This is a genomic window from Faecalibacterium sp. I3-3-33, assembly GCF_023347295.1.
Lineage (GTDB): Bacteria > Bacillota > Clostridia > Oscillospirales > Ruminococcaceae > Faecalibacterium.
On sequence record NZ_CP094469.1, the window covers coordinates 2,242,887 to 2,258,075 of the forward strand.

The 15,189-nt window shown below is 60.7% G+C and carries 12 protein-coding genes; 6 read left to right on the top strand and 6 right to left on the bottom strand.

The annotated features are described in order from the left end of the window. Nucleotides 1–493 precede the first annotated feature (493 nt). From MTP39_RS10620 to MTP39_RS10630, 3 genes are all read right to left on the bottom strand, one after another. A complete protein-coding gene (locus MTP39_RS10620) occupies nt 494–2,635 on the bottom strand; it encodes a polyribonucleotide nucleotidyltransferase (protein ID WP_117526857.1) in 2,142 nt (713 codons plus the stop codon). A 210-nt stretch (nt 2,636–2,845) separates the two neighbouring features. Beyond that, nucleotides 2,846–3,100, bottom strand: a complete 255-nt coding sequence (rpsO, locus tag MTP39_RS10625) for a 30S ribosomal protein S15 (protein ID WP_005925047.1) — start codon at nt 3,098–3,100, stop codon at nt 2,846–2,848. Between the two features lie 156 nt (nt 3,101–3,256). Further along, on the bottom strand, nt 3,257–4,093 hold the full coding sequence (locus MTP39_RS10630) for a CPBP family intramembrane glutamic endopeptidase (protein ID WP_249240491.1): 837 nt from the start codon (nt 4,091–4,093) through the stop codon (nt 3,257–3,259). Nucleotides 4,094–4,358: 265 nt separating this feature from the next. Between MTP39_RS10630 and secA the strand changes: the two genes are divergently transcribed. The 6 genes from secA (at nt 4,359) to MTP39_RS10660 (ending at nt 12,375) form a co-directional block, all read left to right on the top strand. After that, nucleotides 4,359–7,199: a preprotein translocase subunit SecA gene (gene secA, locus MTP39_RS10635; protein WP_249240492.1), complete on the top strand. Its 2,841-nt coding sequence runs from the start codon at nt 4,359–4,361 to the stop codon at nt 7,197–7,199. Nucleotides 7,200–7,271: 72 nt separating this feature from the next. Beyond that, complete coding sequence (locus MTP39_RS10640) at nt 7,272–8,489, top strand: M20 metallopeptidase family protein (RefSeq protein WP_249240493.1); 1,218 nt, start codon at nt 7,272–7,274, stop codon at nt 8,487–8,489. A 35-nt stretch (nt 8,490–8,524) separates the two neighbouring features. Further along, a complete protein-coding gene (locus MTP39_RS10645; RefSeq protein ID WP_249240494.1) occupies nt 8,525–9,091 on the top strand; it encodes a glycerol-3-phosphate responsive antiterminator in 567 nt (188 codons plus the stop codon). 239 nt (nt 9,092–9,330) lie between these two features. Next, complete coding sequence (locus MTP39_RS10650) at nt 9,331–10,776, top strand: NAD(P)/FAD-dependent oxidoreductase (protein WP_249240495.1); 1,446 nt, start codon at nt 9,331–9,333, stop codon at nt 10,774–10,776. Then, a complete protein-coding gene (locus MTP39_RS10655) occupies nt 10,769–12,022 on the top strand; it encodes an NAD(P)/FAD-dependent oxidoreductase (RefSeq protein WP_249240496.1) in 1,254 nt (417 codons plus the stop codon). The genes MTP39_RS10650 and MTP39_RS10655 overlap by 8 nt, the downstream gene beginning before the upstream one ends. A 5-nt stretch (nt 12,023–12,027) precedes the next feature. Beyond that, nucleotides 12,028–12,375: a DUF1667 domain-containing protein gene (locus MTP39_RS10660; RefSeq protein WP_015536825.1), complete on the top strand. Its 348-nt coding sequence runs from the start codon at nt 12,028–12,030 to the stop codon at nt 12,373–12,375. A gap of 143 nt (nt 12,376–12,518) precedes the next feature. Here MTP39_RS10660 and MTP39_RS10665 read toward each other — a convergent pair whose 3' ends face one another. From MTP39_RS10665 to modA, 3 genes are read right to left on the bottom strand one after another with little or no spacing between them, the layout of a single operon-like run. Beyond that, complete coding sequence (locus tag MTP39_RS10665; protein WP_249240497.1) at nt 12,519–13,568, bottom strand: sulfate/molybdate ABC transporter ATP-binding protein; 1,050 nt, start codon at nt 13,566–13,568, stop codon at nt 12,519–12,521. Then, a complete protein-coding gene (gene modB, locus MTP39_RS10670) occupies nt 13,565–14,236 on the bottom strand; it encodes a molybdate ABC transporter permease subunit (protein ID WP_249240498.1) in 672 nt (223 codons plus the stop codon). Before modB ends, MTP39_RS10665 begins: the two co-directional genes overlap by 4 nt. 10 nt (nt 14,237–14,246) lie before the next feature. Then, a complete protein-coding gene (gene modA / locus MTP39_RS10675; protein WP_249240499.1) occupies nt 14,247–15,131 on the bottom strand; it encodes a molybdate ABC transporter substrate-binding protein in 885 nt (294 codons plus the stop codon). Nucleotides 15,132–15,189: the final 58 nt, after the last annotated feature.

Genomic DNA, 15,189 nt, shown 5'->3' on the forward strand with positions numbered 1-15,189 from the left:
TTTTCAAATTTGCAATTCTGGAAAATCTGCGGATTTTCCAGAATTGCCTTTTCACGGGTGGGGTTTTGGCACGAACCCTCTCAGGCATCTCGCTTTGCTCGATACCAGCTCCCCCGAAGGGGGAGCTTTTTGTGCTCTCTCCCCTGCCGGGCACGGCACAATTTTGAATGGCCTCCGCTGCGCTCTGGCCATGTTCAGCGGAAAGATTATTTTAAATTTTCGCGTCTGTCGCACTCTGCGGAGCGCGACAGACGCTTTTTTCACAGGAGGGGTCGTAGCCGGGAACTGCATTTGCAGCGCCTGCTTCCTACGGAAGCGCGGCGCTGCGGCGGAACACCCCTTCCGGCTTTCGCGCTAAGCTTGCAGGCGTGCAAAAAGCTTCCCCTTTCGGTGGAGCTGGCGAACACAGTAAGCCTGAGAGGGTTCCCCACGCAAAAGAGCCGCTGTACAAAACGTACAGCGGCTCTCATTTTATGCAGTCTGTATTAGGTTTTTACTGCTGCTGGGCGGCCTTTTTGGCTTCCAGTGCCAGAATAGCGTCGCGGCGGCTCAGGTTGATGCGGCCCTGCTGGTCGATGTCGGTCACCTTGACCACGATGGCATCGCCCACGGCGACCACGTCCTCTACCCGCTCTACGCGCTTGGTGTCCAGCTTGGAGATGTGCACAAGGCCTTCCTTGCCCGGGGCGATCTCCACAAAGGCACCAAAGTTCATCAGGCGGGTCACCTTGCCCTTGTAGATGGCACCGATCTCGGGGTCCTCCACAATGGTCTTGATGGTAAAGATGGCGCGCTTTGCGTCCTCCTGATCCACGGCAGAGACGAACACATGGCCGTCCTCCTGCACATCGATCTTGCAGTTGCAGGTGGCGCAGATGTCCTGAATGACCTTGCCGCCCTTACCGATGACGTCCTTGATCTTGTCGGTGGGGATCATCATGCTGAACATCTTGGGTGCCCAGCGGCTCAGCTCCTGACGCGGCTCGGCGATCACAGGCTTGATGATCTCGTCCAGAATATACAGGCGGCCCTTGCGGCACTTCTCGAAGGCCTCGGCAATGATGTCGTAGGTCAGGCCGTCGATCTTGATATCCATCTGGATGGCGGTAATGCCCTTGCGGGTGCCGCCGACCTTAAAGTCCATATCGCCGTGGAAGTCCTCCACGCCCTGAATGTCCAGCATGGTCATCCAGCGCTCACCCTCGGTGATCAGGCCGCAGGAGATCCCGGCAACAGGTGCCTTGATGGGCACGCCTGCGTCCATCAATGCCAGCGTAGAGCCGCAGATGGAAGCCTGAGAGGTGGAGCCGTTGGAAGAGAGCACCTCGGACACGCAGCGGATGGTGTAAGGGAACTCCTCCAGAGAGGGCAGCACCGGCACCAGAGCACGCTCGGCCAGTGCGCCGTGACCGATCTCGCGGCGGCCGGGGCTGCGCGGTGCGCGTGCCTCGCCCACAGAGTACGGCGGGAAGTTGTAGTGGTGGATATAGCGCTTGGTCTGCTCGTCGGTCAGGTCATCCATCAACTGGTTGTCCTTGGTGCCGCCCAGCGTGCAGGTGGTAAGCACCTGCGTCTGGCCACGGGTGAACATACCGGAGCCGTGCACGCGGGGCAGAATGCCCACCTCGGCGGCCAGCGGGCGGATCTCGTTGATGCCGCGGCCGTCCACGCGCTTGCCCTCATCCAGCAGCCAGCGGCGCACCACGAACTTCTGCATCTTGTAGCTTACCAGATCCAAATCGGCGGCGGACAGGTCGGGGTATTCCTCGGCGATCTTGTCCATGATGGGCAGCAGGGCTGCGTCACGCACGTTCTTGTCGTCGGTGTCCATAGCGGCCTTGAAATCGTCCAAGTACTTATTCTGGATGGCGTGGAACACATCCATGTCCAGACCCACCACCTGGAAGTCGATCTTCGGCTTGCCGCGCTCGGCCACGATCTTGTTGATGAACTCGATGATCTTCTTGATCTCAACGTGTGCGGTCTTGATGGCGGTCAGCATGGTGTCCTCGTCCACCTCGTTGGCGCCGGCCTCGATCATCACGATCTTGTCCATAGTGGCGGCAACGGTCAGGGCAAGGTCGCTCACCTTGCGCTGCTCCTGGGTGGGGTTCAGCACGATCTCGCCGTCAACCAGACCCACCTGCACGCCGCCGATGGGGCCGTTCCAAGGGATATCGGACACGGCAGTCACCAGAGAAGCGCCGATCATACCGGCGATCTCGGGGCTGCAATCCGGGTCAAGGCTCATGACGGTCATGGTGATGCACACGTCGTTGCGCATCTCCTTGGGGAACAGCGGGCGCATGGGGCGGTCCACCACGCGGCTGGTCAGGATAGCGCGCTCGCCGGGGCGGCCCTCACGGCGCATAAAGCTGCCGGGAATGCGGCCTGCGGCGTAGAGCTTTTCCTCGTACTCCACGTTCAGCGGGAAGAAATCCACGCCCTCGCGGGGCTTGGGGCTCATGACCACGTTGCACATCACGCAGGTCTCGCCGTAGCGGATCAGTGCGCTGGCATTGGACAGGCCGCACATCTTTCCCATTTCAACCTTGAACGGGCGGCCGGCCAACATGGTTTCGTAGACCTTGAAGTTGTCAAAGGTCTCTTTGCGGGAACCAAATTCGATTGCCATTGTTTCTGCCTCCTTGTTTTTCAGATCGTTCTATCCAAAAAGCTGTGGCGTGCGCATCATAGCAATAAATCCAGCGCCCCTGCCCGCAGGCACAGGCGTTCGATTTACTGCTGCAATACGCTGCCACCGCTATTTTGTGCGCATGGGATACATGGAGCTATACATAAAGCAAAGGGCAGGTACCTTTGCGGTACCTGCCCTCCGTTAAAATTACTTACGCAGACCCAGAGTTGCGATCAGAGCACGGTAACGCTCGATGTCCTTCTTCTGGAGATAAGCCAGCAGATTGCGGCGACGGCCAACCATCTTCAGCAGACCGCGGCGGCTGTGGTGATCGTTAGGGTTCTTCTTCAGGTGCTCGTTCAGCTCGTTGATGTGAGCGGTCAGCAGAGCGACCTGAACCTCGGGGGAGCCAGTGTCCTTCTCGGTCAGAGCGACTTTGGCCATAACTTCCTGCTTATTCATAATACAGTACCTCTTTCAAGTAATTTATCTGCCTATGGCACAGCGGCGGGAAACGGTTCTCCCAAAAGCGGGCATACTCCCAGCCCCGTACCACGGTAACAGATACAGTATACCAGATTGCACAGCAGATTGCAAGAAGATTTTTGTCCGCAAGCCTTAATTTTTTACAATACCGCCCCAGTACAGCTGCACCTCCGGCAGCTTCTTTTTGCGCAGCAGAAACATGGTGGGGATCAGGTACACCGCCACCGACATCAGCCGCGAGGCATCGTAGCCGCTCACGCTCTCGGCCACGCTGGTGGTGCCGTACAGCCCGCCGATAAGCATGGCGGCAATGTCCATGGCGCTGTGCAGGAACACCGTCACCCACAAATTGCCGGTGCGGAAGTAGATGGCGGCCAGCATCACGCCTAGCGAAGCCGCAAACACGCACTGCATCAGCACGCCAAAGGGTGCCGAACCGATCAGGTTGCTCAGGTGCGCTGCGCCGAACAGCACGCCGGACACAAGGCAGGCCTTCCACACCCCTGCGCGGGCGGTGCCGTAGCGCTCCAGCAGGGTCTGGGCAATGATGCCCCGGAACACCAGCTCCTCAGCCACACCCACAAGGATCATGTTCAACATAAAGGTCAGGATGCGGGGCAGCGGCAGCAGCGGCGTGTCCGGGCGGCTGAAAGCCAGCGTCCCGCAGACCGTGTACCCAATGAAAAACAGCGGGTACATGCCCACCAGCAGCCCGTTCAGAAAGCCGCAGCCGCGCCGCCGCAGCAGATCCAGCCTGCCGGTGCGGGCCAGCAGCAAAAGTGCCACCGCCAGCCCGACAGCCTCCTGCACAGAACCAAACAGATAGCCGTCCATGGTGTCAAAATCCGCGCCTGCCGCTGCCAGCCCGATGGTAGCCAGCAGGCTGAACACGACCATGCTGCCAAGGAACAGCACCTCGGACAGGATACAATAAAGAATGGGGTGCGCAGTGCGCAGCCGTTTGAGCATAAGTACAGCCCTCCCTATCAATGATAAGCCTATTCTACCACGATTCCCCCAAAAGCGATAGGGCGAAAATAAACTGTGCTGCCGGGAGATCAGGGAGTTGTGAACAGCTTGCAGCATCTTTTTACAGAAAGTTCATGTAAAAACAGGCTAAAATAGCCTTGCAGGTTTGACGTGTCTGCCGCTTTGGTGTATCATATACTTGTATTGTTATGCGCGATTCCGGGCGCATCACAGCCCGATTTTTAAGATTTATGAGGTGTGACCTATGTCCCTTGTTGAAAAACTTTTTGGCAGCTTCTCCGACCGGGAGCTGAAAAAGGTGAACCCCATCACCAAACAGGTGCTGGCGCTGGAGCCCAAGTATCAGGCCATGTCCGATGCCGACTTGCAGGCGCAGACTGCCGCTTTCAAGCAGCAGCTGGCCGAGGGCAAAACGCTGGACGACATTCTGCCGGATGCCTTTGCCGTCTGCCGCGAGGCCGCATGGCGCGTGCTGGGCATGAAGCACTTTCCTGTGCAGGTGACCGGCGGCATCGCCCTGCACCGCGGCGATATTGCCGAGATGCAGACCGGCGAGGGCAAGACCCTTGTGGCTACCCTGCCCGCCTACCTGAACGCCCTGACCGGCGAGGGTGTGCACATCGTTACCGTCAACGACTATCTGGCCAAGCGCGACAGCGAGTGGATGGGCAAGCTCTACCGCTGGCTGGGGCTGAGCGTGGGCCTGATCGTGCAGGGCATGGACGGCGACGCCCGACGGGCCGCCTACAATGCCGATATCACCTACGGCACCAACAACGAATTCGGCTTCGACTACCTGCGCGACAACATGGTGACCTACAAGGCCAACATGGTGCAGCGCGGCCACGCCTACGCCATCGTGGACGAGGTGGACTCCATCCTGATCGATGAAGCCCGCACGCCTTTGATCATTTCCGGCCGCGGCGAGGACTCCTCCAGCCTGTATACGCAGGTGGACCGCTTTGTGCGCACCCTGCACAAGAGCGTGGTGGTGGAACTGGAAGATAAGGTCTCCACCGATGAGCAGGCCGATGGCGATTACGTTGTGGACGAAAAGCACAAGACCTGTACCCTGACCGCCGCCGGTATCAAAAAGGCCGAGGCCTATTTTAAGGTAGAAAACCTTGCCGCCGCCGAGAACATGACCCTTGCCCACCACATCGATCAGGCCATCAAGGCCTACGGCGTGATGCAGCGGGACATCGACTATGTGGTCAAGGATGGTCAGGTCATCATCGTGGACGAGTTCACCGGACGCCTGATGATCGGACGCCGGTACAACGAGGGTCTGCATCAGGCCATCGAGGCCAAGGAGGGCGTGAAGATCGCCGCCGAAAGCAAGACGCTGGCCACCATCACCTTCCAGAACTACTTCCGTATGTACAAAAAGCTGTCCGGTATGACCGGTACTGCCCGCACCGAAGCCACCGAGTTCACCGAGATCTACGGCCTGAACATCGTCAGCGTGCCCACCAACCGCCCGGTGCAGCGCAAGGACTACCCGGACGCCATCTACAAGACCGTGGAGGGCAAGTACCGCGCCGTCATCGAGCAGGTAATGGAGTGCCACAAAAACGGTCAGCCCGTGCTGGTGGGTACTGTCAGTGTGGAAAAGAGCGAAACGCTTGCCAAGATGCTGCAGCGCCACACCCGGGATTTCAACGTGCTGAACGCCAAGAACCACGAGCGTGAAGCCGAGATCGTAGCGCAGGCCGGTAAAAAGGGTGCCATCACCATCGCCACCAACATGGCAGGCCGTGGTACCGATATCATGCTGGGCGGCAACGCCGAGTTCATGGCGAAAGCCCAGATGCGCAAGGAGCACTTCTGCGAAAACCTGCTCAACCCCGAGACCCCGCAGGACGCCGACCCGGCAGCCGTGGAGCTGCTGCTGACCGAAGCCAACGGCCACGGTGAGACCACCGATGCCAACATTCTGGCGGCACGTCAGCGCTTTGACCAGCTGTACGCCCAGTACAAGCCCGCCATCGACGCCGAGGCCGACGAGGTGCGCGCCGCAGGCGGTCTGTTCATCATTGGCACCGAGCGCCACGAGAGCCGCCGTATCGACAACCAGCTGCGCGGCCGTGCCGGCCGTCAGGGCGACCCGGGCGCTTCCCGCTTCTACCTGAGCCTTGAGGACGACCTGATGCGCCTGTTTGGCGGCGACCGGGTGTCCGGCCTGATGAACACCCTGAAGATCGACGAGGATACCCCCATCGAGAACCGCATGATCACCAATACGCTGGAAAGCGCCCAGAAAAAGCTGGAAGGCCGCAACTTCGAGATCCGTAAGAACGTGCTGAAGTACGACGACGTGATGAACCAGCAGCGCGAGATCATCTACGGGCAGCGCCGCAAGGTGCTGGACGGCGAGGATATCAGCACCGAGATGCACAAGATGCTGCGGGAGAACATCGATTCCAGCTGCGCCCAGTTCCTTTCCGGTGATGTAAAGGACGAGTGGGATTTTGGTGCCCTGCGCCGCCACTATCAGGGCTGGCTGACCACCGATGCCGACTTCCACTATACCGTGGCAGACTTTGATAGCCTTTCCCAGCAGGGCATTGCCGATATGCTGTACGACCGCGGGATGCAGATCCTGCAGGCCAAGGAGGTGCGCTACGGTGCACCTGTCATGCGCGAGCTGGAGCGCATCTGCCTGCTCAAGTGCGTAGACCGCCAGTGGATGGACCACATCGACAACATGGACCAGCTGCGGCAGGGCATCGCGCTGCGCGGCTACGGCCAGAAGGACCCGGTGGTGGAATACCGCATCGAGGGCTTTGATATGTTTGACCAGATGGTGGATTCCATCCGGGAGTCCAGCGTCAAGATGCTGCTGACCATCGAGCTGCGCGCCGCCGGTTCCGCCCCCAAGCGGGAGCAGGTGGCAAAGCCCACCGGCGAGGGTTTTGTGCCCGGCAACGGCGCACCCGGCGTCAAGGGCAGCCCCAAGGGCCAGCCGGTGCGTGTGGTCAAGATCGGCCGCAACGACCCCTGCCCCTGCGGCAGCGGCCTGAAGTTCAAAAAGTGCACCTGCGCCCAGTACCACCCCAATGGCAATAACGGCGGGGAAGAATAACCGTAAGGCAAAGCCCTCCCTGCTGTGGCCGAGAGGGCTTTCCGCATAAATTCAGAGGGAGTTGATTTTACAATGATCGCACCGGAAAAACTGTTGGAAGCCGCCAAGGCGCTGGAGCCCCAGCTGCAGGAATGGCGGCGCACACTGCACCGTCACCCGGAGGTGGGCTTTGACCTGCCCCAGACCAAGGCACTGGTCAAAAAGGCGCTGACTGAGATGGGCTACACCCCGCAGGACTGCGGCAAGTGCGGCGTGGTGGCGCTTGCAGGCGGCAAGCGTCCCGGCAAGGTGATCCTGCTGCGCGGCGATATGGACGCGCTGCCCTTGCAGGAGGAATCCGGCGAGGAGTTTTCCTCTGAGCTGCCCGGCAAGATGCACGGCTGCGGCCACGATATGCACACCGCTATGGTGCTGGGTGCAGCCAAGCTGCTCAAGGAGCACGAGGACGAGATCGAGGGCACGGTAAAGCTGGAGTTCCAGCCCGCAGAGGAGATTTTTCAGGGCTCGCTGGATATGATCAACAGCGGCCTGCTGGAGAACCCCAAGGTGGACGCAGCTGTCATGTTCCATGTACTGGCCGGAATGCCCCTGCCCGCCGGTATGGTGCTGGTGCCGGGCGGCGGCATCACCATGGCCAGCTGCGAGCAGTACCACATCGTTGTGCGCGGCAAGGGCGGCCACGGCTCCATGCCCAACGCCTGCATCGACCCCATCACCGCAGCGGCGCACATCCACATTGCCCTGCAGGAGATCAACAGCCGTGAGCTGGACCCCGCAGGCTTCGGCGTGTTCACCACCGGCCGGTTCGAGGCAGGCAAGGCCTCCAACGTCATCCCGGATTCTGCCGATATGTGGGGCACCATCCGCACTGTGGACCCGGAGCAGAAGGTCAGTGCCCTCATCCACCAGCGCATGACCGAAATTGCACAGGGCGTAGCCACCGCCTACCGCTGCACCGCCGAGGTGGAGTTCAGCGATTACTGCCCCTGCATGGTGGTGGACACCCCGCTGGCGGGCAACGCCCTGACCTATATGACCGAGCTGCTGGGCAAGGAAGCGATGGATATGACCCCGCTCACCGGCGGCAAGCCCGGCGGCGGCAGCGAGGACTTCGCCTTTGTCAGCCACGAGGTACCCACCGTGAGTATGTTCTTAGCTGCCGGCAACGCCAAGGAGGGCTACACCTACGGCCAGCACCACCCCAAGGTGCGCTTTGATGACAGCATCCTGTACCGCGGCACGGCAGCCTACACCTATATGGCCCTGCGCTGGCTGGCAGAGCATCAGTAAAGTTGCCCCACAGAACGCCGGGCAGGAGGAAAAGCATGAAGCAGGAGCTGATGGATGCCATTCTGGAAACGCCGGTCATTGCGGCAGTCAAAGATGATGCAGGGCTTTGCAACGCACTGACCAACGAGAATATCCGGGTGGTATTTGTATTATATGGAGATATCTGTAATATCTCCTCCATTGTGCGCCGCATCCACGAAGCCGGACGCTTTGCCGTGGTGCATGTAGACCTTATTGCCGGGCTGGCGGGCAAAGAGGTGGCGGTGGACTTTATCCGCAATACCACCGAGGCGGACGGCATCATCTCCACCCGGCAGTCCTTCATCCGCCGCGCCAAAGAGCTGGGACTGGCCGCCATCCTGCGGGTATTCCTGCTGGATTCCATCGCACTGGAAAGTCTGGACAAGATCCCCGCAAACCTACCGGACTGTCTGGATCTGCTGCCCGGCGCTATGCCCAAGATCCTGCGCCGCGTCTGCGCCAAAGCCAAGGTGCCGGTGCTGACCGGCGGGCTGATCGCGGACAAGGAGGACGTGCTGGCTGCGCTGGAAGCCGGTGCTACCGCCATTTCCACCACCAATCAGGCCGTGTGGGATATGTGACCCGCATTCTGCGCAAAAGCGGCAGGCACTTTTTGTAAGGGTTTCACAAAAAGTGCAAAACATCTTGCTTTTTTCGCAGGGACAGGGTATCATAAGAATCAACAAGTGCTGTTTGTTTCAAGAGATATGAGCGAAACGGACAAGGGCAGTTGCCTTTGTTTGTTTCGCTCTTTTTTGTACCATCAACAGCTGCCCGGCTCCCGACGGGCCAAGGCAGAACGGACAGGAGGAAAAGAACAATGTATGATATAGCAATCATCGGCTGTGGTGTCATCGGTGCCGCCGCAGCCTACGCACTGTCGCGCTACGACAACAAGGTGGTCATCCTTGAGGCCGAGAATGATGTGGCAGACTGCACCACCAAGGCCAACAGCGCCATTCTCCACGCAGGCTACGACCCCGCCCCCGGCACCCGCATGGCACGGCTGAATGTGCGCGGCGTGGCGCTGGCTAAGGAGATCTGCGCAAAGCTGGATGTCTCCTACAAGCAGTGCGGCTCTCTGGTGCTGGCACTGGACGAAAAGGAGCTGCCCCACCTGCAGCATCTGTTTGAGAACGGCACCGCCAACGGCGTACCCGGCATGAAGATCCTTTCCAAGGAAGAGGCCCTTGCCATGGAGCCCAACCTTTCCGAGAAGGTCTGCGGCGCACTGTGGGCACCCAGCGCCGCCATCGTAAACCCGTGGGAGTACGCACTGGCCATGACCGAGGTGGCGGTACGCAACGGCGTGGAGCTGCGCCGCAACTGCAAGGTGACCGATGCCGAAGCCATCGAGGGCGGCTACCGCCTGACCGTGCCCGGCGGCACGGTGGAGACCCGCTGCGTCATCAACGCTGCCGGTATCTGGGCCGATAAGGTACACTCCATGGTGGAGCCCGCCAACTTCCACATCATTCCCACCCGGGGCGAGTACTATCTGCTGGACAAGAGCGAGGGCACCCGTGTGAGCCACGTCATCTTCCAGTGCCCCAACGAGCTGGGCAAGGGCGTGCTGGTAGCACCCACTGTGCACGGCAACCTGATCGTCGGCCCCAACGCAGAGCCGGTGGAGGGCAACGACACCTCCTGCACCAGCAGCGGTCTGGAATTTGTCAAGACCACTGCCCAGCGCAGCGTGCCCAGCATCAACTTTGGCGAGTCCATCCGCAGCTTTGCGGGCGTGCGCGCCAATCTGGATGTGGACGACTTTATCATTGGTGAAGAGCCGGAAGCACCCGGCTGGATCGACTTGGCCGGCATGAAGAGCCCCGGCCTGTCCGCTGCCCCGGCAGTTGCTGAGGAAGCCGTTGCTATCCTGAAAGAGCGCGGTGTTCTGGGCGCGGAAAAGGCTGACTACAAGGACGGCCGCCGCCACATCCGCTTCAAGGAGCTTTCCGCAGAGGAAAAAGCAGCACTGGTCAAGGAGCAGCCCGCCTACGGCCGGGTGATCTGCCGCTGCGAGACTATTACCGAGGGCGAGATTCTGGCAGCTCTTCACAGCGAGGTGCCCGCCAACACCATCGACGGCGTAAAGCGCCGCGCCGGTGCAGGCATGGGCCGCTGTCAGGGCGGCTTCTGCGGCCCCCGTGTGCTGGAGCTGATCAGCCGTGAACTGGGCATAGACCCCTTGGACATTCTGCAGGACAAGAACGGCTCGAACGTTCTTGTCAGCGAAACGAAGGTAGGAGGAAAGAGCAATGGTTGATCTGGTCATTATCGGCGGCGGCCCTGCGGGCCTTGCTGCTGCCTGCAAGGCATGGGAAAGCGGTCTGCGCGACATCCTCATTCTGGAGCGCGATAAAGAGCTGGGCGGCATTCTGAACCAGTGCATCCACAACGGCTTTGGTCTGCACCGCTTTGGCGAGCAGCTCACCGGCCCGGAGTACGCCGGACGCTTTATCGAGATGCTCAAGAACACCGGCGTGAAGGTGCAGCTGGACACCATGGTGCTGGAAGTGACCCCGGATAAAAAGGTGCACTGTGTTTCCAAGGAGTACGGCTACCAGATCATCGAGGCCAAGAGCATCGTTCTGGGCATGGGCTGCCGCGAGCGCACCCGCGGTGCCATCGGCACCCCGGGCACCCGCCCTGCCGGCGTGTACACCGCCGGTGCAGCACAGCGCTATGTGAACATGGAAGGCTATCTGGTCGGCAAGCGGGTGCTGATCCTCGGCAGCGGCGATATCGGCCTGATCATGGCACGCCGCATGACCCTTGAGGGCGCAAAGGTGCTGGCCTGCGTAGAGGTGATGCCCTACTCCGGCGGCCTGACCCGCAACATCGTACAGTGCCTGAACGACTTTGACATCCCCCTGTATCTCTCCCACACCATCGTGGATATTCAGGGCAAGAACCGCGTAGAAAAGGCCATCGTGGCCGAGATCGGCCCCGACCGCAAGCCCATCCCCGGCACTGAGATGGAGTTCGATGTGGACACCATTCTGCTGAGCGTGGGCCTGATCCCCGAAAACGAGCTGACCAAGCAGGCCGGAATCGAGATGGACCCCCGCACCAAGGGTGCTATCGTGTACGAGAACATGGAGACCAGCATTCCCGGCGTGTTTGCCTGCGGCAACGTGGTGCAGGTGCACGATCTGGTGGACTTTGTTTCCGGCGAGAGCGAGCTGGCCGGTGCGGCCGCTGCCAACTATATCCAGAACGGCCCCGTGGCCGAGGGGCGTGTGCTGACCGTGAAGCCCGGCGCAGACCTTGGCTACACCCTGCCGCAGCGCATCCGTCTGGAAGGCGTGGAAAAGAGCACCAACGTGTCCTTCCGCGTCCGCCGCATCTGCGGCAAGAGCACCATCCTTGTCAAGAGCGGTGACACGGTGATCGCACGCTTCAAGCGCGACCGCCTTGCCCCCGGCGAGATGGAGCACATTGCCCTGCCCAGAGTGCTGCTGGACAGAGCCCCCGTGGACGAAGTGACCATTGAGATCGAGGAGGCATGAGCGATATGAAAGAAGTAATTTGCACCTGCTGCCCTCAGGGCTGCCATCTGCAGGTGGATGAAGCCAACGACTACAAGGTGACCGGCAACGGCTGCCCCAACGGCATCGCCTACGGCAAGGAAGAGCTGACCCACCCCACCCGCATCATTACCAGCACCGTGCGCGCCGAGGGCTGCCTGCACTCCCGCTGCCCGGTCAAGACCTCCAAGCCCGTGCCCAAGGGACAGATGGCCGAGGTGGTCGCCGCGCTGGACAGCGTGGTGCTGCACGCCCCCATCCATGTGGGTGATGTGGTGCTGACCGACGTCTGCGGCACCGGGGCAGACATTGTGACCTGCCGCGATATGGCATAAGCACTCCCCTTTTTACACAAATAAGCAAAGCAGCCGCTGCATCTTACCGTGCAGCGGCTGCTTTGCTTGTGGGGAAATCCCCTATTTTCAAATGATTCTTTCCGCTGAATATGGCCGGAACGCAGTGCAGGCCATTCATTTTCTCAGCCCTTCAGCGGCATGATGCTTTCCGGTGCGGCACACAGGTACTGCGGCGCAGCGGGTGCTGCCGAGGAAAGGCTTTTTTTGCTTACCTTCCACCACAGCTGCGCCGTACCCTCCGGCGGGGTGCAGATGAGGTTCCAGTCAAAGGGGTTCTCGCTGGTGGAGACCGCCTTTACCGGAATGGCGTTGGGCACATCGGCGGCGCAGGGCGTAAAGTCGTGGGCACGGATACCCACAGCGGTGCAGCCCGCCGGGACGGGCAGTGCCAGCCGCAGGGTGGTGTTCCAGACGTCCAGCCGGACGGTGTGGCTGTCCAGCGGGGTGCAGGGCAGAATGTTCTTGCAGCCGGTCAGCCGCGCGGCGGCAACGCTCTGCGGGTCGGCAAAAACGGCCTTGGTGGTACCGGCGCGCAGCACCTGCCCATCGTTCAGCACGATCATTTCTTTGCACAGGCGGTAGGCCTCGTCCCGGTTGTGGGTCACCAGCAGAGCCGTGCCCGCAAAATTTGCCAGCAGGCTGCCCACCTCGCCCTCTACCTCTTCCCGCAGGTAGCTGTCCAGCGCACTGAAGGGCTCGTCCAGCATCAGGATGCGGGGCTTGCCCACCAGAATGCGTGCCAGAGCGGTGCGCTGCTGCTGCCCGCCGGAAAGCTGGGCGGGGTAGCGTTTTGCCAGCTCCTCCAGCCGCATGGCGCGCAGCATTTCGGCGCAGGCGGCGCGGCGGGCGGCGGGGTCTTTTTCTGCCTTCAGGCCGCAAAGGACATTCTGCTCCACGGTCATATTGGGGAACAGGGCGTAGTTCTGGAACAGCAGTCCCACGCCCCGCTGCTGCGGCGGCAGGTCGATGTGCTGGGTGCTGTCGAACAGCACCCGCCCGTCCAGCACGATGCGTCCGCGGTCCGGTTTTACGATGCCCGCGATGCACCGCAATGTCATGCTTTTGCCGCAGCCGGAAGCGCCCAGCAGGGCGGTAGAGGTGTTGCCCGCGGTAAAAGCAGCCCGGAGGGTGAAACCGTCCAGCTTTTTTTCAATATTGACTTCAAGGCTCATTTGCGGCCACCCGCTTTCTGTTTTTTCTCCAGCAGGTTCACCGCCAGCAGCACTACCGCCGAGATGGCGATATCCACCAGCACCCACCGCATGGCACCGAGTTCATCGTTGGTGCGCCACAGCTGGTAGACCGTGGTGGCAATGGTGGCGGTCTTGCCGGGGGTGTAGCCCGCGATCATGCTGGTAGCGCCGTATTCGCCCAGTGCCCGGGCAAAAGCCAGCACCGTGCCCGCCAGAATGCCCTGACGGCAGGCGGGCATCCGCACCCGCCAAAAGATCCATGTATCGGACTGTCCCAGCGTCTGCGCCGACCACGCCAACGTTTCGTCAAAGCTTTCAAACGCGCCGCGCGCGGTGCGGTACATCAGCGGAAAAGCCACTACGATGGAGGCAAAGATGGCGCTGTACCAGTTCATGACCAGCTTTACCCCGAACTGCTGCATGAAAAAGATGCCCAGCGGCCGCTTTGCGCCGAAGAGCAGCAGCAGAAAGTAGCCCACCACCGTGGGCGGCAGCACCATAGGCAGGGTGAGCAGCACATCCAGCACACCCTTGACCATCCGGGGCAGACGAGCAATATAATAGGCGGCAAAAATGCCAAGAAAGAACACCGCCGCGCAGCTGATCAAAGCAATGCGCAGGCTGTTCCACAACGGATACCAGTCCATGTCTGCTCCTTTATACGACGCTGAAGCCCACGCCCTCGAACACGGTCATAGCCTTGTCGGTCTGCAAGTAAGCCAAAAACTCCTTGGCAGCCTCAGCGTTGGGGGCGGCCTTCAGCACGGCGGCGGGGTAGATGACCTGACCGCACATCTCCTTGGTGGCCTCGTCCACAGGGGTCAGACCGGCGCTGTACGCATCGGTGCAGTAAACGACACCGGCATCCACGCTGCCTTCGGTGACCTGCGTGGTCACCTCCTTGACGTTGGAGCCGTAGGTGATCACGCCCGCAGCAGCCAGTGCAGCTTCGTCCAGCTGGTAGTAGGCAAGGATCTTCTGGGTGTACTGCCCCACGGGCACATCGCTGTTGCCCATGCAGAACAGGATATCCTGCGCCTTCAGGTGCTCGGCCAGTGCGTCAAAGCTGTCAATGCCCTTGTCGCTGCCATCCGGTACACAGAGCACCACCTTGTTTTCCAGCAGGTTCACACGGCTGTCTGCATCCACAAAGTCAAGACCGTCCTTGTTCACCTCGGCAGAAGCGGTGATGTCCAGCTGGTTCATCTGCTTCTGACCGGCAGAGATGAACAGATCGCAATCCGCGCCCTCCTGGATCTGGGTCTTGAGGGTACCGGAGGAGTCGAAGTTGAAACGGAAGGTCACCTCCGGGTGTTCTGCCGTGTAGCTCTCACCGATGGCGTTCAGCGTCTCGGTGAGGGAAGCGGCGGCAAACACGATCAACTCCACGCTCTGTGCTGCTTCCGGGGAAGCGGCGACAGAGGAAGCCACGGACGATGCTGCGCTGGAAGCAGCACCGCCGCAGGCGGTGAGGGCAGCAGCTGCACCGGCCATACCGGCAGCGGCCAGAAACCTCCGACGGGAAATGCGATGGTCGTTCATCTCTGTTTCTCCTTACTTTAAGTGAAAAAATAGTATATTTCTACGCCCCGTAAAGGAA